Origin of the sequence: Leptotrichia wadei, from assembly GCF_007990545.2 — a bacterium.
In the GTDB taxonomy this organism is placed as follows: Bacteria; Fusobacteriota; Fusobacteriia; order Fusobacteriales; family Leptotrichiaceae; genus Leptotrichia; species Leptotrichia wadei.
This window is the reverse complement of sequence record NZ_AP019829.2, coordinates 348727-367725: the sequence shown is the minus strand read 5'-3', so window position 1 is coordinate 367725 and position 18999 is coordinate 348727. Positions and strand designations below refer to the sequence as shown.

The 18999-nt window shown below is 30.8% G+C and carries 14 protein-coding genes and 5 tRNA genes; all 19 read right to left on the bottom strand.

Features of this window, described 5'->3' with window-relative positions:
• Nucleotides 1-73 precede the first annotated feature (73 nt).
• A complete protein-coding gene (gene glyS / locus FVE73_RS01840) occupies nucleotides 74-2110 on the bottom strand; it encodes a glycine--tRNA ligase subunit beta (RefSeq protein WP_018499397.1) in 2037 nt (678 codons plus the stop codon).
• Nucleotides 2111-2246: 136 nt separating this feature from the next.
• Nucleotides 2247-3119 (bottom strand): glycine--tRNA ligase subunit alpha, encoded by an 873-nt coding sequence (glyQ, locus tag FVE73_RS01835; RefSeq protein ID WP_018499396.1) that lies wholly within the window; start codon nucleotides 3117-3119, stop codon nucleotides 2247-2249.
• A 27-nt stretch (nucleotides 3120-3146) separates the two neighbouring features.
• The gene (locus tag FVE73_RS01830) at nucleotides 3147-3857 is read right to left on the bottom strand and encodes a hypothetical protein (protein ID WP_018499395.1); all 711 of its coding nucleotides are present in this window, start codon (nucleotides 3855-3857) and stop codon (nucleotides 3147-3149) included.
• Between the two features lie 6 nt (nucleotides 3858-3863).
• Nucleotides 3864-4361 (bottom strand): signal peptidase II, encoded by a 498-nt coding sequence (lspA, locus tag FVE73_RS01825; protein WP_269473111.1) that lies wholly within the window; start codon nucleotides 4359-4361, stop codon nucleotides 3864-3866.
• A gap of 73 nt (nucleotides 4362-4434) precedes the next feature.
• Nucleotides 4435-7224 carry an isoleucine--tRNA ligase gene (ileS, locus tag FVE73_RS01820; RefSeq protein ID WP_018499393.1) on the bottom strand — a complete coding sequence of 930 codons (2790 nt, stop codon included), beginning with the start codon at nucleotides 7222-7224 and terminating at the stop codon, nucleotides 4435-4437.
• Between the two features lie 255 nt (nucleotides 7225-7479).
• Nucleotides 7480-9039: an L-lactate permease gene (locus tag FVE73_RS01815; protein ID WP_018499392.1), complete on the bottom strand. Its 1560-nt coding sequence runs from the start codon at nucleotides 9037-9039 to the stop codon at nucleotides 7480-7482.
• A gap of 390 nt (nucleotides 9040-9429) precedes the next feature.
• Nucleotides 9430-11595, bottom strand: coding sequence for a Tex family protein (locus tag FVE73_RS01810; RefSeq protein ID WP_018499391.1), 2166 nt, complete (start codon nucleotides 11593-11595; stop codon nucleotides 9430-9432).
• Between the two features lie 201 nt (nucleotides 11596-11796).
• Nucleotides 11797-11880, bottom strand: a tRNA-Leu gene (locus tag FVE73_RS01805).
• 23 nt (nucleotides 11881-11903) lie between these two features.
• Nucleotides 11904-11979 (bottom strand) — tRNA-Lys (locus tag FVE73_RS01800).
• A 6-nt stretch (nucleotides 11980-11985) separates the two neighbouring features.
• Nucleotides 11986-12061, bottom strand: a tRNA-His gene (locus FVE73_RS01795).
• A 33-nt stretch (nucleotides 12062-12094) separates the two neighbouring features.
• Nucleotides 12095-12170, bottom strand: a tRNA-Gly gene (locus FVE73_RS01790).
• Between the two features lie 13 nt (nucleotides 12171-12183).
• A tRNA-Pro gene (locus tag FVE73_RS01785) sits at nucleotides 12184-12260 on the bottom strand.
• Nucleotides 12261-12495: 235 nt separating this feature from the next.
• Complete coding sequence (locus FVE73_RS01780) at nucleotides 12496-13689, bottom strand: GspE/PulE family protein (RefSeq protein ID WP_018499390.1); 1194 nt, start codon at nucleotides 13687-13689, stop codon at nucleotides 12496-12498.
• A 46-nt stretch (nucleotides 13690-13735) separates the two neighbouring features.
• A complete protein-coding gene (locus FVE73_RS01775; RefSeq protein WP_018499389.1) occupies nucleotides 13736-14209 on the bottom strand; it encodes a hypothetical protein in 474 nt (157 codons plus the stop codon).
• Between the two features lie 39 nt (nucleotides 14210-14248).
• On the bottom strand, nucleotides 14249-14887 hold the full coding sequence (locus FVE73_RS01770) for an L-threonylcarbamoyladenylate synthase (RefSeq protein ID WP_018499388.1): 639 nt from the start codon (nucleotides 14885-14887) through the stop codon (nucleotides 14249-14251).
• Nucleotides 14868-15860, bottom strand: coding sequence for a ribose-phosphate diphosphokinase (locus FVE73_RS01765; protein ID WP_026239107.1), 993 nt, complete (start codon nucleotides 15858-15860; stop codon nucleotides 14868-14870). The genes FVE73_RS01770 and FVE73_RS01765 overlap by 20 nt, the downstream gene beginning before the upstream one ends.
• Nucleotides 15861-15930: 70 nt before the next feature.
• Complete coding sequence (gene glmU, locus FVE73_RS01760; RefSeq protein ID WP_018499386.1) at nucleotides 15931-17274, bottom strand: bifunctional UDP-N-acetylglucosamine diphosphorylase/glucosamine-1-phosphate N-acetyltransferase GlmU; 1344 nt, start codon at nucleotides 17272-17274, stop codon at nucleotides 15931-15933.
• A gap of 162 nt (nucleotides 17275-17436) precedes the next feature.
• Nucleotides 17437-17832, bottom strand: coding sequence for a DUF2721 domain-containing protein (locus tag FVE73_RS01755; protein ID WP_018499384.1), 396 nt, complete (start codon nucleotides 17830-17832; stop codon nucleotides 17437-17439).
• A 405-nt stretch (nucleotides 17833-18237) separates the two neighbouring features.
• On the bottom strand, nucleotides 18238-18924 hold the full coding sequence (gpmA, locus tag FVE73_RS01750) for a 2,3-diphosphoglycerate-dependent phosphoglycerate mutase (protein ID WP_018499383.1): 687 nt from the start codon (nucleotides 18922-18924) through the stop codon (nucleotides 18238-18240).
• Nucleotides 18925-18999: the final 75 nt, after the last annotated feature.

The window sequence follows — 18999 nt, the reverse complement described above, 5'->3', positions numbered from 1 at the left end:
TTAACTAGAATAGTTATAACTTTTTAGTTTGAATTTAAAGTGTTATTTCTGTGTAAATTACTAAAAATTTAAATTATATATTTATCATCTTATCAATAGAATATTCTAATTTTTTCAATAATGCAACACGATTATTTTTTAACTTCTCATCATCAACATTAATAATTACATTATCAAAAAATTGGTTAATTGTGTTGGCATTATTTAATAACATTTCAATATAATTTAAAAAATCCTTACTTTCAATACTTTTCAATTGATTTACAAAATTATACAATGCTTTTTCTTCATCCGATCCAAATAATGTATTGTCAACATTTAGATTTTCACTTTTTTCATCTTTAACAATATTTTTTACACGTTTTAAAAGATTTATCAAAATTTCAAAATTTTCAGTTTGTGATAATTTTAAAAGTTCAGCCAATTTTTTATCTAATTTCACAATGTTACTTTCAAGATTTATTTCATAATTTATAAGAACTTTTTTATATTTTTCAGAAAGTACATTAATCATTCTTTGTTTAAAGAATTCTGTTACATCTTTTATAACATTCTTTTCTAAAACTTTCTTATCTGCTGAGAAAATTTCATAAGACTTTTCAATCAATTTTTTGTAGTCAAAGGATAATTTTGAATTTAATACAACTTGGATAATTCCTTGTGTCGCACGTCTTAATGCATAAGGATCCTTAGAACTTGTTGGTTTTAATCCAACTGCGAAACATCCAATAATTGTATCCATCTTGTCAGCGATTCCAGTAATTGCACCTTCCATAGTTGTAGGTAATTTATCCCCTTGATAACGTGGCAAGTAATGCTCAAAAATTCCAAGAGCTATATTTTTATCTTCACCTTGTTTTTGGGCATAAACAGAACCCATAAATCCTTGTAATTTCGTAAATTCTTTTTCTCCAATTACATTTGAAACAAGATCCGCTTTTGCCAAATCAACTGTTCTTATAATATTTTCCTTCTTGTCATTCAAGTTCAATTCTGAAATCAAATATTCAGCAATTTTTTCACTTCTTTTAACCTTTTCAAAAATCGTTCCCATATCCTTCTGGAAAGTAACTTCTTTCAATTTTTCCACATTATCTGCAAATTTATTTTTTAAATCCTCGTCAAAAAAGAATTTTGCATCAGCAAGTCTTGGCTCTACAACTTTTTCATTCCCTTTTTTTACAGTTTCCGAATATTCAGGTGCATTTCTTATAACAATAAATTTATTTGATAATTTTCCGTCTTTATCTTTTACTGGAAAATATCTTTGATGAGTTTCCAATGTAATTGTTATAATATCTTCAGGAAGCTGCAAATAATCCTTGTTAAATTCACCCTTTATTGCATAAGGATATTCTACTACATTAACTACTTCATCCAATAAATATTTATTGATTATCGCAGTATCTCCATCTTTTTCCCCATTTTCTTTTATGCTTTTCAAAATTTCTTCTCGTCTTTTTTCACCATCTACAATAACAAAATTTTCAAGTAATATTTTTTCATAATCAAGCGGATTATTAATTTCAATGTCCTGAGAAGCAAAATATCTCATTCCACGAGTCTTATTTCCACCTTTTATACCTTCAAACTCAAAAGGTAAAATTTCTCCATTATCAAGCAAAGTTACAAACCATTTAATCGGTCTTACAAATCTGAATGTTCTGTCCGCCCATTTCATTGACTTTTCAAACTCTATTTTCTTTATCGCATTTTTCAATATTTCAGGTAAAATCTCCTTAGTATTTTTTCCTGCAATAAATTTTTCAATCGAAATATATTTTCCTTTTTCATTTTCAATAATTTTTATATCATCAATCGTAGCACCTTGCGACTTCACAAACCCTTCTCCAGCTTTCGTAAGCTGCCCATCCTTATACGCAATCTCAACCGAAGGTCCTACGCTTTTTTTATCCAAATCATCCTGTTTTTCAGCCAAATCCTTTATAATCGCAGTAACTCTTCTAGGTGTACTAAACGATTCAATTTCTGAAAACTTGATTCTTTCAGATTTCAATTCATTTTCTATTATTTTTTTCAGATCTTTTTCCGCCTGATCCACATATCGTGCAGGCAATTCTTCCAATCCTATTTCAAAAAGAAAATTCATAATTAATTCTCTCCTTTACAAATTTACATTTTTCTTTTAACTATTTTTTCTCTAAATAATATCTATAATATTACATTTTTTAAGAAATTTTTCTTTAGTAATTAAATATTTGTTTTACTGAAAAAATATTCCCCATTTATTTTTTATTCAACAATGGGAATCCCAATCTTTCCCTTGCCTCCACAAATTTCTCTGCACATTTCTTAGCCAAATCTCTAATTCTTAAAATATAAGACATTCTTTCTGTTGTACTAATTGCCCCTCTTGCATCAAGGTTATTAAATGTATGTGAGCATTTTAGAACATATTCATAAGCTGGGAATACTAAATCGTTGTTTAGACAATTTTTAGATTCCTTTTCGTACATATCAAAAAGTTGGAAGTGCATTGGAACGTCTGCTACTTCAAAGCTGTATTTTGATAATTCGTATTCAAACTGGAATCTTCTTTCTCCGTATTTTACGCCTTTTGTCCATTCCAAATCTTTTACATCGTCCTTATTTTGTAAATAAAGTGCAATTCTTTCAAGTCCGTAAGTTATTTCAGATGGAACTATGTCAACTTCCAGTCCTCCAACTTGCTGGAAGTATGTAAACTGTGTTATTTCCATTCCATCCAGCCAAACTTCCCATCCTAATCCCCACGCTCCAAGTGTAGGACTTTCCCAGTTGTCTTCCACAAATCTTATGTCATGTTCCTTAGGATTAATTCCTAATGCAACTAAACTTTCTAAGTAAAGTTCCTGAATATTTTCTGGCGATGGTTTCATAATTACCTGAAACTGATGATGCTGATACACTCTGTTGGGATTTTCACCGTATCTTCCATCTTTTGGACGACGTGATGGCTCAACATAGGCAACATTCCAAGGCTCAGGACCTAACGACATTAAAAAAGTGTCTGGATTAAACGTTCCCGCACCTGTTTCAATATCGTACGGATTTGATATTATACACCCTTTATCTCCCCAGAACTTTTGAAGAGTTAATATAATTTCCTGAAAAGTCATTTTTCTCTATCCTTTCTCTATATTTTACTATTTTTTCTTATTCAAACGTTTTTTTAAATACACTGCTACTAAAATCAGCAGTGAAATAATAACGTATTTGATAACATTAAATGCTGTAGCACCTATTTTCTTTGGCAAAAAATAATCCTCTGCTATTTTATAGAAAGTTGATAATTCTTTCTTTTCTCCATATTTTCTTACAATTTTTTTGGGATTTTTCAGATTAACTTTTTTTATTTTCAGTTTTTCTTTTACTTGTTCTTCTGTTAAATACAGTGTCTGTTCTTTTGAATTAATAATAAAATATCCTGATTTTTTATCAATTTCCTTCATTTCTTCCTGTTTGTTTTTTTCATCTTCCATTAAGTCAAAATCTGCATTTACATAAAAAACTTCAGCAATCGCTTCGTTGGCATTGTACACATATCCTACCCAGCTACCTTTTATTTTTCCTAATTTCCCCAAATATCCTATATTTGACAAATAATAGTTCACTTCTGGAATCGCTTCGTTATACTCTGTACTCACTGAATATCCGTTTTTTAAATTCAAAACTGTATTTTCCTTAACTGGAAACCACACAAAGAAAAACAAAACTGTAAAAATCAATATCGCAATATCTATTCCAAATATTGTTCTTAACTTATTTTTAGAAACCGAAATAATAATAGCCATAACAGCAATAATCACAACTAAAACCCAAAATAGCATCATTGCCAAATATACCGCTCCAAACATATATTATCACCTATTTTTTTTCAAATATTTTTTCACTAAATAATCAATTATAATAATATAAATACCAATATGTACATACATATCTGCTACATTGAATACGAAAGCCCAGATTCCTCGAAAATCTATCATGTCAATTACATATCCACGAAGAATTCTGTCAATCATATTTCCCGTAGCTCCAGCGGCAATTACTGCTACTCCTATTTTTGTCCATTTGCTGTAATTCTTAAAGTTTTTGTACTCTACAGCGATTACATATATAATTAGAACTGCACTTGCTATTGTAAATAAATTGATTTTTCCTTGCAATAGACCAAAAACTCCGCCATGATTTTCAACATAAGTCAAGTGAAAGAATTTATCTATTATTGGTATAGAAAAACCTTGCACTCCACCTGATACATTGAACATCGACTGCTTTGTAATCTGATCTAATGCAGCTAAAACCAAAATAATAATTATATAAGGCATTTTTTTCTCCTCACATTTTTTATTAACACATATTTGTAAAAAACGAACTAAATAAGTTATTTTTATTTAGCTATATTTAGTCCTATTTTACAAAATAAATTTTATGTTACATTTTTTCCAGAACGCTTGCACATCTTGGACATACATCTGGATGATTGTGATTGTGTCCAACTTCCTCATCGTATTTCCAGCATCTTTCACATTTTTCTCCAGACGCTTTTTCCACAGCGATGTTAATTCCTTCGATTTCGCTTTCTGCTAAATTATCACTTACAAATTTAACTTGTGATACGATAAACAAGTCAGAAACTTCATTTTCTGTGTAATCTTTTATAAATGAATATTCATCATTAGCAATATTTAAAAGAACTCTCGCATCAAGAGAATGCCCTATTAATCCATTTTGTCTTTCTGCTTCCAACTTTTTGTTTACTTCTCTTCTTAGACGTGCGATTTTATCCCATTTTTGTGCTAATTCTTTATTTAAGTATTCAGGTCTTGCTTCAATCCATTTTGATAAATGCACACTTTCTTCTTCTTTTAGCGTTTCTGGAATTCTTTCCCAGATTTCATCAGCCGTAAACGACAATACTGGGGCAATTATTCTTACTAGCACTTTCAGAACTTCTGTCAATACAGTCTGTGTGCTTCTTCTTTCAATTGAAGTTGTCCCTTCGCAGTAAAGTCTGTCTTTTACTATGTCTAGATAGAATGAAGACATTTCCATTGAGCAGAAATATGTAATTTCCTGGAATAGACTGTAAAATTCGTATTTATCGTAAAATTCTGTTGTTTTAGCCTTCAATTCTTCCAGTTTGTGCATTGCCCACTTGTCAATTTCAAACATATCCTTGTAGTCAACTTTATCATTTGCATAATCAAAATCATTTAAGTTACCCATTAAAAATCTAGCTGTATTTCTGATTCTTCTATATGCGTCAGACATTTGCTGTAAAATATTTTCCGAAATTCTTACATCTTCTCTATAATCTACTGAAGATACCCACAATCTTAAAATATCTGCTCCATATTTTTCTGTAATATCTTTTGGAAGTATTGTGTTTCCAAGTGATTTAGACATTTTTCTTCCTTGTCCATCCATTGTGAATCCATGAGTTAGGATTCTCTTGTAAGGTGCATCTTTTGTACTTGCGATTGATGTCAATAATGAAGACTGGAACCAACCTCTGTGCTGGTCACTTCCTTCAAGATATAAATCTGCTGGTCTTGGCAAGTTTCTTGGCACTAGCACACTTCTATGCGAAACTCCAGAATCAAACCAGACATCCATTATACTTCTTTCTTTTCTAATATCCACATCTTTCAAGTTATATTTTTCCAAAAGTTCATCCCCGATAATTTCTTTGGCTTCGTATTTCCACCAAATATCAGTTCCTTCTTTTTTAACCAATTCAATTATTCTATCCATAATTTCTGGCTCATAAATAACTTCATCAGTCGCTCTGTTATAAAATAATGGTATTGGCACTCCCCATACTCTTTGTCTTGAAATAGTCCAGTCTGGACGAGTTTCTAACATTGAACCAATTCTATTTTTACCCCAAGATGGCACAAATTCAACATTTTCCAATGCCTTTATTGCATTTTCCCTAATATCACTTTCGTCAATGCTAATGAACCATTGTTCAGTCGCTCTGAAAATAACTGGCTTCTTACTTCTCCAATCATGTGGATACGAGTGAACGAAAGTTGTGTGGTACAACATATGTCCGCTTTCAGTCAAGTCTTCAACAATCGCTTTACTTGCTTTTGCATAAAACATTCCTTCATATTTTCCAGCTTCTTTAGTCATCTGCCCTTTATCATCTACCGGCGACAAAATTCCAATGTTATATTTTAGTGAATAATTATAGTCATCTGCCCCGTGCCCAGGCGCTGTATGAACTGCTCCTGTACCTGCATCTACTGTTACATAATCAGCATTCATTACTAATCCTTTTCTATCTAAGAACGGATGCTTGTAATGAGTGTACTCCAATTCTGTCCCTTTAAATTCTTTTAATAATTCATACGACAAGTCCAATGTTTTGAATACATCTTCAGCTAATTCTTTTGCAACAATCAAATTTCCTTTTTCAGTTTTGTACAATCCGTAATCAAATTCAGGGTGTAAAAATACTCCCAAATTTGCTGGTAATGTCCAAGGTGTTGTTGTCCAAATTAAAATACTTGCTTCATCCACACCTAATTTATCAGCCAAATCTTTTTCCCCTTCAAATTTCACATAAATTGAATGAGAAGTTACATCTTTATACTCAATTTCTGCTTCTGCAAGTGCAGTTTCAGTAGTTGGTGACCAGTATACTGGTTTTAGCCCTTTATAAATATATCCATTTTCATAAATTTCTTTAAATACTTTTAGTTGTTCTGCTTCATATTCAGGTCTTAAAGTGATATAAGGATTATCCCAGTTTCCTAAAATTCCAAGTCTTTTAAATCCTTCTTTTTGTTTTTCCACCCATTTTAGTGCATACTTTTTACATTCTTGTCTAATTTGCAATGGAGTCATATTTTTTGCTTTTTCTCCAAGTTCTTCCATTATTTTCCACTCGATAGGAAGACCATGTGTATCCCATCCTGGAATATATGGTGCATTATAACCTCTTAATCTTTTATATTTTAAGATAATATCCTTCAATATTTTATTTAATGCATGCCCAATGTGAATATCTCCATTTGCATATGGAGGTCCATCATGTAACACAAAAAATGGTGCCCCTTCATTCAGTGATTTTTCATAAATTTCAGCTTTTTTCCAGTCCCTTAATGTTAAAGGTTCTTTTTGTGCCAAATTAGCTTTCATTTTAAAGCTCGTCTTTGGCAAATTAAGCGTTTTTGCATAATCCACTTTTTCTGGATTGTTGTTTTCTGACATTACTTCCTCCTATTTTTATTTTAAATTATTTTTTTTTACTTTTTTTATGTCTTTTATTATATCACAATTTTATACATTTTTAAATAACTCTCGCTAAATCCCGTTTAAAAAATAAAATAATATTTTATTTGGCAGCAAAATCTAGTTTTTTAAATAAATAAGGAGATACCAAAATTTTTCTAACTTCAGTATTCTCCTTTTCATTAACTATTGCATTTACTTTTTTTAAACTTCATAATTTTTAGTTTTAAATTTTTAATGAAGCATTCCTGCTCCAATGAATGTTAAAATACCTAAAACAGCTGCATAAGCTATTGAATATTTAACAGTGAATTTAAGCATATCTCCTTCTTTACCCATTAATCCAACTGTTGAAGCGGCAATTGCAATATTTTGCGGAGAAATCATTTTTCCTCCTGTCGCTCCACCTGTACCAGCGGCGATATACAATGCTTTCAATGCTTCGTTTGATCCTGCTATATTTACTTGAACTCCACCGAATAACAAGTTAGATGCCAAGTCACTTCCTGTTACGAATGTACCGATAGTTCCTAAGAATGGCGAAATTACTGGGAAGAATTTACCTGTTGCAGCAAATCCTTTTGCTATACTTTCAATCATCCCACTATGTTTCATTACTACTGATAATGCCACAATTCCCATAATTACCACAACTGAAGGTAATTTACTTAAAATTGTCTCTTTTAATGTTTCAGCCATAACTTTTGGTTTTACACCTTGAATAAATCCTGCTATAACAGTTGCAACAAATAATGGTGCAGCTGGCGCTAAAATCCATTTGAATATTACACTCGGATCTCCTTTATCCTTAAACCATGTAGCTTCATGCCCCAAAGCAAAATTGAAATGTGTAGTCGTTGGTTCTAAAGCTTTATGAACAGCTTCTACAACTGGACTTGTTCCAATAATTAAGATTATCATTAAAATATATGGAACCCAAGCCATAAATGCATCTTTTCCAGTAATAGCTTGACCTTTATTAGATTTTGCACTTTCATCTTCTTTAATAAAGATTTTAGTAGCAACTATCATTAAGATCATTGCAAATAAACTTGATAAAATTGTTGGCAATTCAGCACCCATTGCTTTTGCGATAAATGGTTGTGTTAAATAACCAATAATTGAAGCAATAACTACAGGTAAAATTCCTCTTCCAAATGCTGCATTTTTTCCACCATCAATTTCTTTATTAGCCATTATTACCAAGATAAATGGTATAATACATGTCAAAACTAACAACAATAATGATGTATAAAATGCTGTTTCTCCAGCATTCAATTTAAAGTTTGAAATCATTGTTGTAACTGGCAGTCCAACTGTTCCAAACGCTGTTGGTGTTGAGTTTGCAATAAGACAAATTAAAGCTGCACTTAGCGGAGTAAATCCTAATGAAACCATAATTGCCGCTGGAATCGCAACTGCTGTCCCATATCCTGCAATACCTTCTATAAATCCACCAAATCCCCAAGCTAATATCAATGCTTGAGCTCTTTTATCTGTTGAAATGCTTCCTAACATTGATTTGATTGTTTCAATTTTACCAGTTTTTACTGATAAATCGTAAGCAAATAGCGCTGCAAATACTACAAATCCTATAGGCATCCATGCTGTCGCAAATCCTTCAATAATTGAAGCGAAAACCCCTTGAATCGGCATTCTCCACCCTGGCATAACAAAATTTAAAATAATTGCCACTACTAAACTGGCATACGCACTAAACATTGCTGATTTTTTTAAAAATGTCAGCAATATCAAAAATACAACTATTGGCACTAATCCAACTAAAAATTCCATTCCTGAACCTTCCTTCTCTTTATATTTTTTTTAAAAAAGTTTTAAAAAGAAAAATTTTTTTTAAAAATTAAAACATATAAAACATTTTATTTTTTAAATCAATTTAGTTCTTTAAAAATTCTTTAATTTTTTAGGTTATACTTTATTAGATTTGTTTGATAACTATTACTTTTTTAGTATAATAATCTTTTGATAAAATGACTTAACTATTTGATATAAATGAAATCACAAGTTTCTAAACATTTCTAATTTAAAATAATATTTATAACTTTTTAATAACCCAAATTTCTCACTTATATATTATCAAATTTTTCAAAAAAGTACAAATATTTTTTTAAAAAAATTTGTTTTTACGATATTTGCACTTTTTTTAATATTTCTTAAATTTTCTTATAACCCTTTTCTCGTAAGCCCCACTCTTCCACGCTCTTTATCCAGTGACAATATCTTAACTTTAATAATCTGTCCCACAGAAAGTTCCTTTGTAGCATCTGAAACAAACTTCTCAGCTATTTCAGAAATATGAAGCAGTGCATCCCCTTTTAGTCCTATATCCACAAAAGCCCCAAATTTTGCCACATTTCTCACAGTTCCTTCCAAAACCATTCCCTCTTGCAAATCATCCATCTTCAAAATATCTGATCTCAAAAGAGGTTTTTCAAATTCATCACGCGGATCTCTTCTATCCTTTAAAAGAGCCTCATATACATCTTTTGCCGTTTCATTCCCAAATTCATTTTCAGATATAATTTTTTTCAAATCAACATTTTTCAATTTTTGTCTAACTTCTTTCAAATTATCCTTCAAATCACTAGCTTTACATCCAGCCTCTTTTAAAATAGTTTCGGCAACGTGATACGACTCAGGGTGAATAATCGTATTATCCAGAGGATTTTCACTATCAGGCACAACAACAAATCCAGCCATCTGCTCAAAAGCCTTCGCTCCCAAGCCTTTTACTTTCTTAAGCTCTTTTCTGTCCTTAAAATCTCCATTTTCGTGCCTATAATCCACAAGATTTTTAGCTACATTTTTCTTAATTCCAGATACAAAACTAAGTAATGCCCACGAAGCTGTATTAATATTGACTCCAACATTATTTACAACATGCTCAATTGTCTGTTCCAAAGTTTCATTCAATTTTTTCTGATTCACATCGTGCTGATACATTCCGACTCCAATTGATTTTGGATCTATCTTCACAAGCTCAGCCATCGGATCCTGAATTCTTCTAGCAATCGAAATTGCTCCTCTAGCCGTTACATCCAAATCAGGAAACTCCTCAATCGCAATTTTTGAAGCTGAATAAACTGAAGCTCCCGCCTCGCTTACAATCAAATATGACACAGGTTTTGATGCTTCCTTTATAACATCTGCCACAAAACTTTCAGTTTCACGAGAAGCGGTTCCATTCCCAATTGCAATGATATCAACATCGTATTTTTTGATGTAGTCCAAGATTTTTTTCTTTGCGGTTGCAAGCTGCTTTGAATTGTGCATCTCTTCAACCAGAAAAAGTACATCGTTTGTTTCATAAAAGCCATCTTTGTTAATAATTACCAATTTACAACCAGTTCTGTAACCAGGATCAAGGCCCATCAATGTTTTTTTACTCAAAGGCGGCTGTAAAAGAAGTTTTTCTAAATTTTCAGAAAAAATATTAATCGCTTCTTCCTCAGCTTTTTCAGTATAAATATTTCTCACTTCGTTTTTTATCGACGGATAAGCCAGTCTATCCAGCGAATCTTTTATAACTTCACTCAAAAATTCAACTAAATTTTTATTTTCAAAAGTATTCAAAATAAAGTCCATTATAAATTTTTCAGTTTTTTCGTCAATTTCAATATCAACTTTTAATATTTTTTCTTTTTCACCACGATTTATCGCCAAAATTCTATTAGAAGCCGCTTTTTTAATAAGCTCCGAATATTCATAGTAATCCTGATAAACCCCTTTTTCATCGTTTTCTTTATTTTTTTCCACAACTTTTGAAGTCAAAATTCCAAATTCTGAAATTTTATTTCTCAAAAATTCCCTTATTTTCACATCTTCCGAAATATTTTGAGCAATAATCAAATGCACTCCATTAATCGCATCTTCAACCGATACAACTTCTTCACTCAAATATTTTTCTGCTTCTTTTTGTAACTCTTCAAAAGTAGTTGTCGAAAGCAACGCAAATTCTGTCAAAGGCTCTAATCCTTGCTCTTTTGCAATATCCGCCTTTGTTTTTTTCTTTTTCTTGTAAGGCAAATAAAGGTCTTCCACTTCCTGAAGTTTTGTTGCACAAGTTATGCTGCTTTTAAGCTTGTCAGTCAATTTCCCCTGCTCTTCTATAAGCCTTAAGACTTCCTCTTTCCTCTTTTCTAGATTTCTGTAATAAGTAACTTTCTCAATTACATCTCTAATTTGCTCCTCGTCCAAATTTCCCGTAACTTCTTTTCTATAACGAGCAATAAACGGCACAGTCGACCCTTCATCAAAAAGTTTTATTGTATTTTCCACTTGTGACTCATTAAAATTTAGCTCACTTGCCACATTTTTTAAAATATCCAATGTCTTTCCTCCATTTACGATTTAAATTTTTATTTAATTCATTGAATTTATTTTATCATAATTTATAAAAAATAACTAGTTGAATAATTTATAAAGATGAGTTGAGAATGTTAAAGGGCAAATATTTGTAAAAAAAAATATCAACCTTTAGAAGTGCTGATATTACTATTGAACTAATCCACTATTTCGTGGGAGCTTTTATGGTGCGAAAGGTGGGACTCGAACCCACATGTCGAAGACGCTAGATCCTAAGTCTAGTGCGTATACCAATTTCGCCACTCTCGCAAATAATATTTTATTTTAACAAATGGTGAGCCATACTGGGATCGAACCAGTGACACCTTGATTAAAAGTCAAGTGCTCTACCGACTGAGCTAATGGCTCATATTATGGGGTGATCGACGGGACTTGAACCCGCGACAACCAGTGCCACAAACTGGCGCTCTACCAACTGAACTACGATCACCATATATATGAAAAATTTTCTTTTTAAATAAAATGGAGCGGGAGACGAGGGTCGAACTCGCGACATTCAGCTTGGAAGGCTGACGCTCTACCAACTGAGCTACTCCCGCAAAATTTCTAAGATGGTCGGTGTAGCAGGATTTGAACCTGCGACCCCCTGCTCCCAAGGCAGGTGCGCTACCGAACTGCGCTATACACCGTCCCTTTAACAAGCGACTTTCTTATTTTTCTAATCACTCTCGGACAAGAAGTATAATACCATAATTCAAAAAAAATGTCAACACTTTTTTTTGATTTTTTTTACATTTATTCAAATTTAACTAAAATTTAAATTTGAAAACTATACTCAAACTCCTTTGAGATATAATAAATTTGGAGTTTGAGTAAAATAAATATAATTTATAAAACTAGCTTATTTATTTTTAAGATTAATTTTTAAAAAATAATAGTTACCTTCTCTCTTTCAGAAATAAGTCCATTTTCAATTTTTTCATTCGCATCTTCCACAAAATTAATAAAACATTTCTGATTTAGCATTTTCAACTTATTTTTAGTTTCAGAGCCAAGATGATTATCTTCCTTTAAAATATTCCGTACATCTTGATTTAACACAAGTACTTCATTTATTGTAATTCTTCCGCTATAGCCACTAGAACACTCATCACAACTTTCTCCCATACACTTCTGGCATTTCTTTTTAACTAATCGCTGACTGATTACTCCAATTAATGAATCTAATATTAGATATTTTGGAATTCCCATATCCACTAGTCTAATTAACGTAGAAACTGCATCATTTGTATGAATTGTAGAAATCACAAGATGTCCTGTTAATGCAGCTCTTACAGCTATTTCTGCCGTAACTTCATCTCTAATTTCAGAAATTACAATAATATCAGGATCATTTCTTAAAGTGGCTTTCAAAACTTCAGAAAATGTTACTCCAATTTCTTGATTTACCTGTATTTGAACAGTCCCATCAATTTTATTTTCAACAGGATCTTCCACAGTTATGATTTTTTTTCTTCCATCATTTAACATATTTATTAAAGATTTCAATGTTGTAGATTTTCCAGAGCCTGTAGGTCCGCTTACAAGAATCATTCCGTATTTTCTATCTAAAATTTCATTTAACATTCTAATACTTTGAGTTGAAAATCCCAATGTTTCAAGCTTCGTATCTTTCAGATAATTTTCTAAAATACGTAAAACCATGCTTTCTCCATTAACTGTTGGCATATAAGCGGCCCTAATATCATAACGTTTATTAGTATTTTTCGTATTTAATAAAAAAGAAAAGCTGCCATCTTGTGGCTTTCTTTTCTCTGCAACATTCATTCCAGCCAAAATTTTCATTCTGGCAATAATTTCTGTAATATTTTTTTCAAGAATTTTTTTACTCACTATTTCATATAATTTCTGACTTTCTTTAAGATAACCATCAACCCGATACTTTATTTCTATTCCCTCTAGCAAGTCAAATTTCACGTGAATATCACTAGCTCGTTCTTTAAATCCAGCCTTTATAATTTCATTTAAATATGAAACAGTATCTTTTGATAACAAATTATTTTTTTTATTATCAGAAATATCCTTTAAATTTGTCTTTTCAATTATTTTTTCATTCATTGTCCTCAATTTTCCCTTCCCACTTTTATATTTTTTTTATTTTAAATTATTTCTTCTTCACAGTTCCACTATTAAACTCTTCCAACACTAATTCTGTCTGTTTTTTCAACGTTTTAAACAATCCTTTTTTGATTAAATTATACCATTTTAAAGCCGCACGTTGAGTGTCAATCCCTTTTAAGGTTTCCTTTAACTGCAATTTAAAAAAGTCAACTTCTTCATAAGATAATTTTACATTTTTAGTTTTTTCCTTTTTATTTACTTTTGTGATTTTAACTTCATTTTCTAAATATTTAAAGAAACTAAATACATTTGGCAGCTGTTTTTCATATTGGCTCATCATTTTCCTCATTTCCTCAATCATTTTTGCCAAATAACTTCTCGACATTTTAGAGAATGTAACATTAACTTTTCTTTTCCCTTTTCCAATTTTTTGCACAAGCTGTTGCATTTTAGCTTGTGATTTTGCATTTATCAAATCCATATTACTAACTGTATTAGGATTTACCATTTTCGCCATAAATTCTCCTTTCTATTTTTTTATTATTTTATTATTTTATTATTTTAATTTTTTTACTATTTCTTCAAATAAAATATTGCCTTCTCTTAACAACGTGAGTCCTCCATTTTCAAATTTTACAATTGTCGACGGTTTTCCTGTTAATTCTGATTTTTCATTTGAAATAACAATATCTACATTTTTTATCAATTCTTTACTTAAATCTTCAATTCTTTTAACTGCACTTTCACCTGAAATATTAGCACTTGTGGTCAGCACTACTCCACCAGATTTTTCTATTATTTCCAAAGCAATTTTATTTTTCGGAATACGAATCCCAATAGTCTTCATTTTTTCATCAAATTTTTTAGTAAAATCACAATTTACACGAAAAATGACTGTTAGTTCCCCCGGCCAACATTCATCAAAAATTTTAGAAAATTTTTTCATGTCTTCTTCAGTTTCATTTACTAAATTCTTTAAAATTTTCCTATCATTAATTAATGCAATTATTTTCTTAGAAAAATCACGTTTTTTTATTTTATAAATTTTTTCCACAGATTCTTTTTCAGGAAGAGAACCGATCCCATAAACGGTATCTGTGGGGAATACGGCAACTCCTCCATTTTTTAAAATTTCCACAGCCTTTTCAATTTCTTTTTTTTTATTTTTCTTAATTTTAGTCATCATTTCCATCATCAACTGGCATTTCAAATAAACCACTTATTGGGTTATTTGTAGCTATTCTAGTTATTATTTCTGCAAACATTTTACTTGTTGTCAATATTTTTAATTTATCAAATTTTTTATCCTCAGGCAATTCGATTGTATCAGTTACTACAACTTCTGTAAATGCTGAATTTTTCAATCTTTCAACTGCTGGATTAGAGAAAACAGCATGTGTTGCACATCCATAAACTTCCAATGCACCCTTATCAATTAAAGCTTGTGCAGCATTACAAATTGTTCCAGCTGTATCAATCATATCGTCAATCAAAATAGCCTTCTTACCTTTTACATCACCAATAATATTCATAACTTCTGAAACATTTGCCTTTGCACGTCTTTTATCAATTATTGCAAGTGGTGTATGTAGCCAGTTTGCAAGTCCTCTCGCCCTTTTTACTCCACCAACGTCAGGTGATACTACAACTGTATCTTCTGGGCTGAATCCATATTTTATAAAGTTTTTGGCCAAAATTGGCAATGCTTCCATGTGGTCAACTGGAATGTCAAAAAATCCTTGAATTTGTCTTGCATGTAAATCCATAGTAATTACTCTTGTAGCTCCAGCTACTGTCAATAAATTTGCAACAAGTTTAGATGTAATCGGCTCACGTGGGCTTGCTTTTCTATCTTGTCTCGCATATCCATAATAAGGAATTACAGCTATAATTTCCTTAGCTGAAGATCTTCTAATCGCATCAATGAAAACTAAAAGTTCCATAAGGCTTTCATTCACAGGTTTTGAAGTAGACTGAACGATAAATACTTTACAACCACGTACGCTTTTCTTTGCTTTTGCAAAAGTTTCTCCGTCAGCAAATCTTACAATTTCAGCAGCTGATAAATCCATATCCAAGTATTTTGCAATTTTTTCTGCTAATTTTTTACTTGATGTCCCCGCAAATACTCTAATTTTGTCTTTATCTTCTTTGGTTAATGTTATCATTTTATTTCCCTTTCTCTCATTAATATTTTTTATTTTTATTAACTTTTTATTTTCTGACATTTCCATATTTCTAATTATTTATTTTTTTCTCTTTATTTACCTGTTTTGCCCTTCCAAAAGCAAGTGTTTCATCAGGGATATCCTTTGTAATAACTGAACCTGCAGCCGTTAAAACTTCATCTCCTATTTCTACAGGTGCCACAATTATTGAATTACTTCCAATAAATGCATTTTTCCCAATTTTTGTCTTATGTTTATTTTTTCCGTCATAATTACAAGTAATAGTTCCAGCACCCACATTTGTATCTTGCCCAATTTCAGCATCTCCAATATAAGTCAAATGTCCTGTTTTCACACCTTTTTCAAGAATAGCATTCTTTATTTCCACAAAGTTTCCAACATGCACAGTTTGTTTTAAATATGCTTTCGGACGTAAATGTGCAAACGGTCCTACAGTTACTCCTTCTTCAAGAGTTGATTGTTCCACAACAGAAGCCTCTATTCTAACGTTATCAGCAATTACAGAATTTTCAATCCTAGTATTTTCCAAAATTTTACAATTTTTCCCAATTTTTGTATTTCCTTGAATTATAACATTTGGATAAATTACAGTATCTTGTCCAATTTGAACATTATCTTCAATGTAAGTCACATCTGGATCAATCAAAATTACTCCATTATCCATAAGTTCAGTATTTTTTCTATTTCTCAAAATTTTCTCTGCCTGTGCCAACTGAACCTTAGAATTTACTCCTAAAATTTCATCTTCATCTTCAATTTGAAAACTGTCAACGTTGTAGCCTTCACTTGTCAAAATTTTTATGGCATCAGTCAAGTAATATTCACCTTTTGAATTGTTATTGTCAATTTTTTCTATCGCGTAAAGCAAACTTTCATTTTTAAAAATATAGACTCCAGTATTAATTTCATCTATCTTTTTCTCATTTTCATCTGCTTCCTTTTCTTCGACAATATTTGAAATTTTTCCATTTTCCTTAACAATCCGCCCGTATCCAAACGGATTTTTAACCTTGCAGGAAAGCACAATACAGTCGAGATTTTTTCCATTAAACATATCTTTTAACTTTTTCAATGTTTCTTCCTTTAGAAGTGGAGTATCTCCGTAAGTGATAATTACATCTTCACCATAACTTTTAATTTTATCTTTCGCAATCAAAATTGCATGCCCTGTCCCAAGTTGTTCCTCTTGTGTAACAAAGTCAACATCCCCCATTTCAGCCAGTATATCTTCCTTTTTATACCCTAAAACAAAAACATTTTTTTTATTTCCAATACTTTCAAGAACATCTACAACTCTTCTAATCATAGGAACACCATTTACTTTGTGTAAAACCTTAGAATGCCCAGACTTCATCCTAGTCCCCTTTCCAGCTGCCAAAATTACCGAAATCATCCTTCCTCCTTCAATTTTATCTTCAACTTCTACTCAAGCTATAAAATTAATATTCTACTTTATATCCTAATTATATCAATTTTTTCTAATTTATTCAAATGGTAAAAAAAAGTTTTTTGTTTATGATAAATTGTATAATAAAATGGAACAAATCTAAGAGCTTTATTTTTTTTCTTCATTCTCACTATTATGATTTAAATGAATCCTCAAAGCCTCCAGCGAAATCTGAATTTCCAAAAGTGAAAACAGCAGTGAAATTATTAGTGACACAAGACTTATTCCAAAACTTATTTTCCCAATAAAATCCATTTGAAAAAATAAAAATAACATAGAAATGGCACACATTAATAAACTTGAAACTCCAAAATATTGCATTCTTTTTATATAATTCAGTCTTTTCCTCAAATTTTTAACTTGATAAAACTCATGCTCCACTTCTCCACTTGAATCCATTTGTCTAACAATTGCTGTAAGTGCTAGAAATCTGTTTGTGTATGCAAGTAAAAGTAAGGATACTGTAGGAAAAAGAACCGCAGGTGTAGTTATTTCCAAAGTCATATTTTTCACCTTCCCTTAAAATTTATTTTTATTCTAAAATTTATTAAAAAAATAGAAAAATATTTTATTTGTTTGATAACAAAAAGTTTTAAAATAATGCCAAATAAAAATTTATAAAAATCTATTATTAAATAAAAAATATTTCTGAACCCTTAAAATCAAACTGATAAAAATTAATTAAAATTAGAATCTAAATAATAGAATAGTCGTAACTTTTGAGTTCAATTTATACTAAAATTCATAATAATATTCTATTTATTTAATAGTCAAAAATTTACTATTTAAATCTGAGATATTGTCAAGTAGTTTTACTATGGCATCATATGCAAATTTATATTTCCAAAAAATACAAAAAAACGCAAGGACTACTAAAATTTATCCTTGCTAAAATTTATTGTACTTTGACTAAAAAGAATCTGGTGATGAAACCACGTTCAAGTTTTCATCAATTTCAAAAATTAAAGGTTTTCCAGTTGTTAAGTTTAATTTCAAGATATCTTCATCTGAAATATTTAACAAATATTTTATTAATGCTCTCAAACTGTTTCCGTGAGCTGCTACAATAACATTTTTCCCTTCTTGTAAGCTTTTTGAAATATCTGAATGCCAGTAAGGCAACACTCTTGCGATTGTATCCTTCAAGCTTTCTCCAAGTGGTGCTTCTTCGTCAGTTAAATCTGCGTATCTTCTGTCTGATTTTGGATAATATTCACTTGATTTGTCAATTGCAGGTGGTGCAACATCAAAACTTCTTCTCCAGATAAGCACTTGGTCATCTCCATATTTCTTAGCTGTTTCTGCTTTATTTAAACCTTGTAATGCACCATAATGTCTTTCATTAAGTCTCCAAGATTTGTAAACTGGAATATACAATTCATCCAATTCTTCCAAAACATAATTTAAAGTCTTTATAGCTCTTTTTAAGTAAGAAGTATAAGCAACATCAAAAACTAAACCTTGTTCTTTTAACGCTTTTCCTCCAGCTTTTGCTTCTTCAACTCCTTTAGGACTTAAATCCACATCTTTCCAACCAGTAAATTTGTTTTCCAAATTCCATTGGCTTTCACCATGTCTGATTAATACTAATTTCATAATTTTCCTCCTAGAATAAAAATTTTTAATATTAATATCACTATTTTATGTTCAAAAACATAAAAATTTTGTATT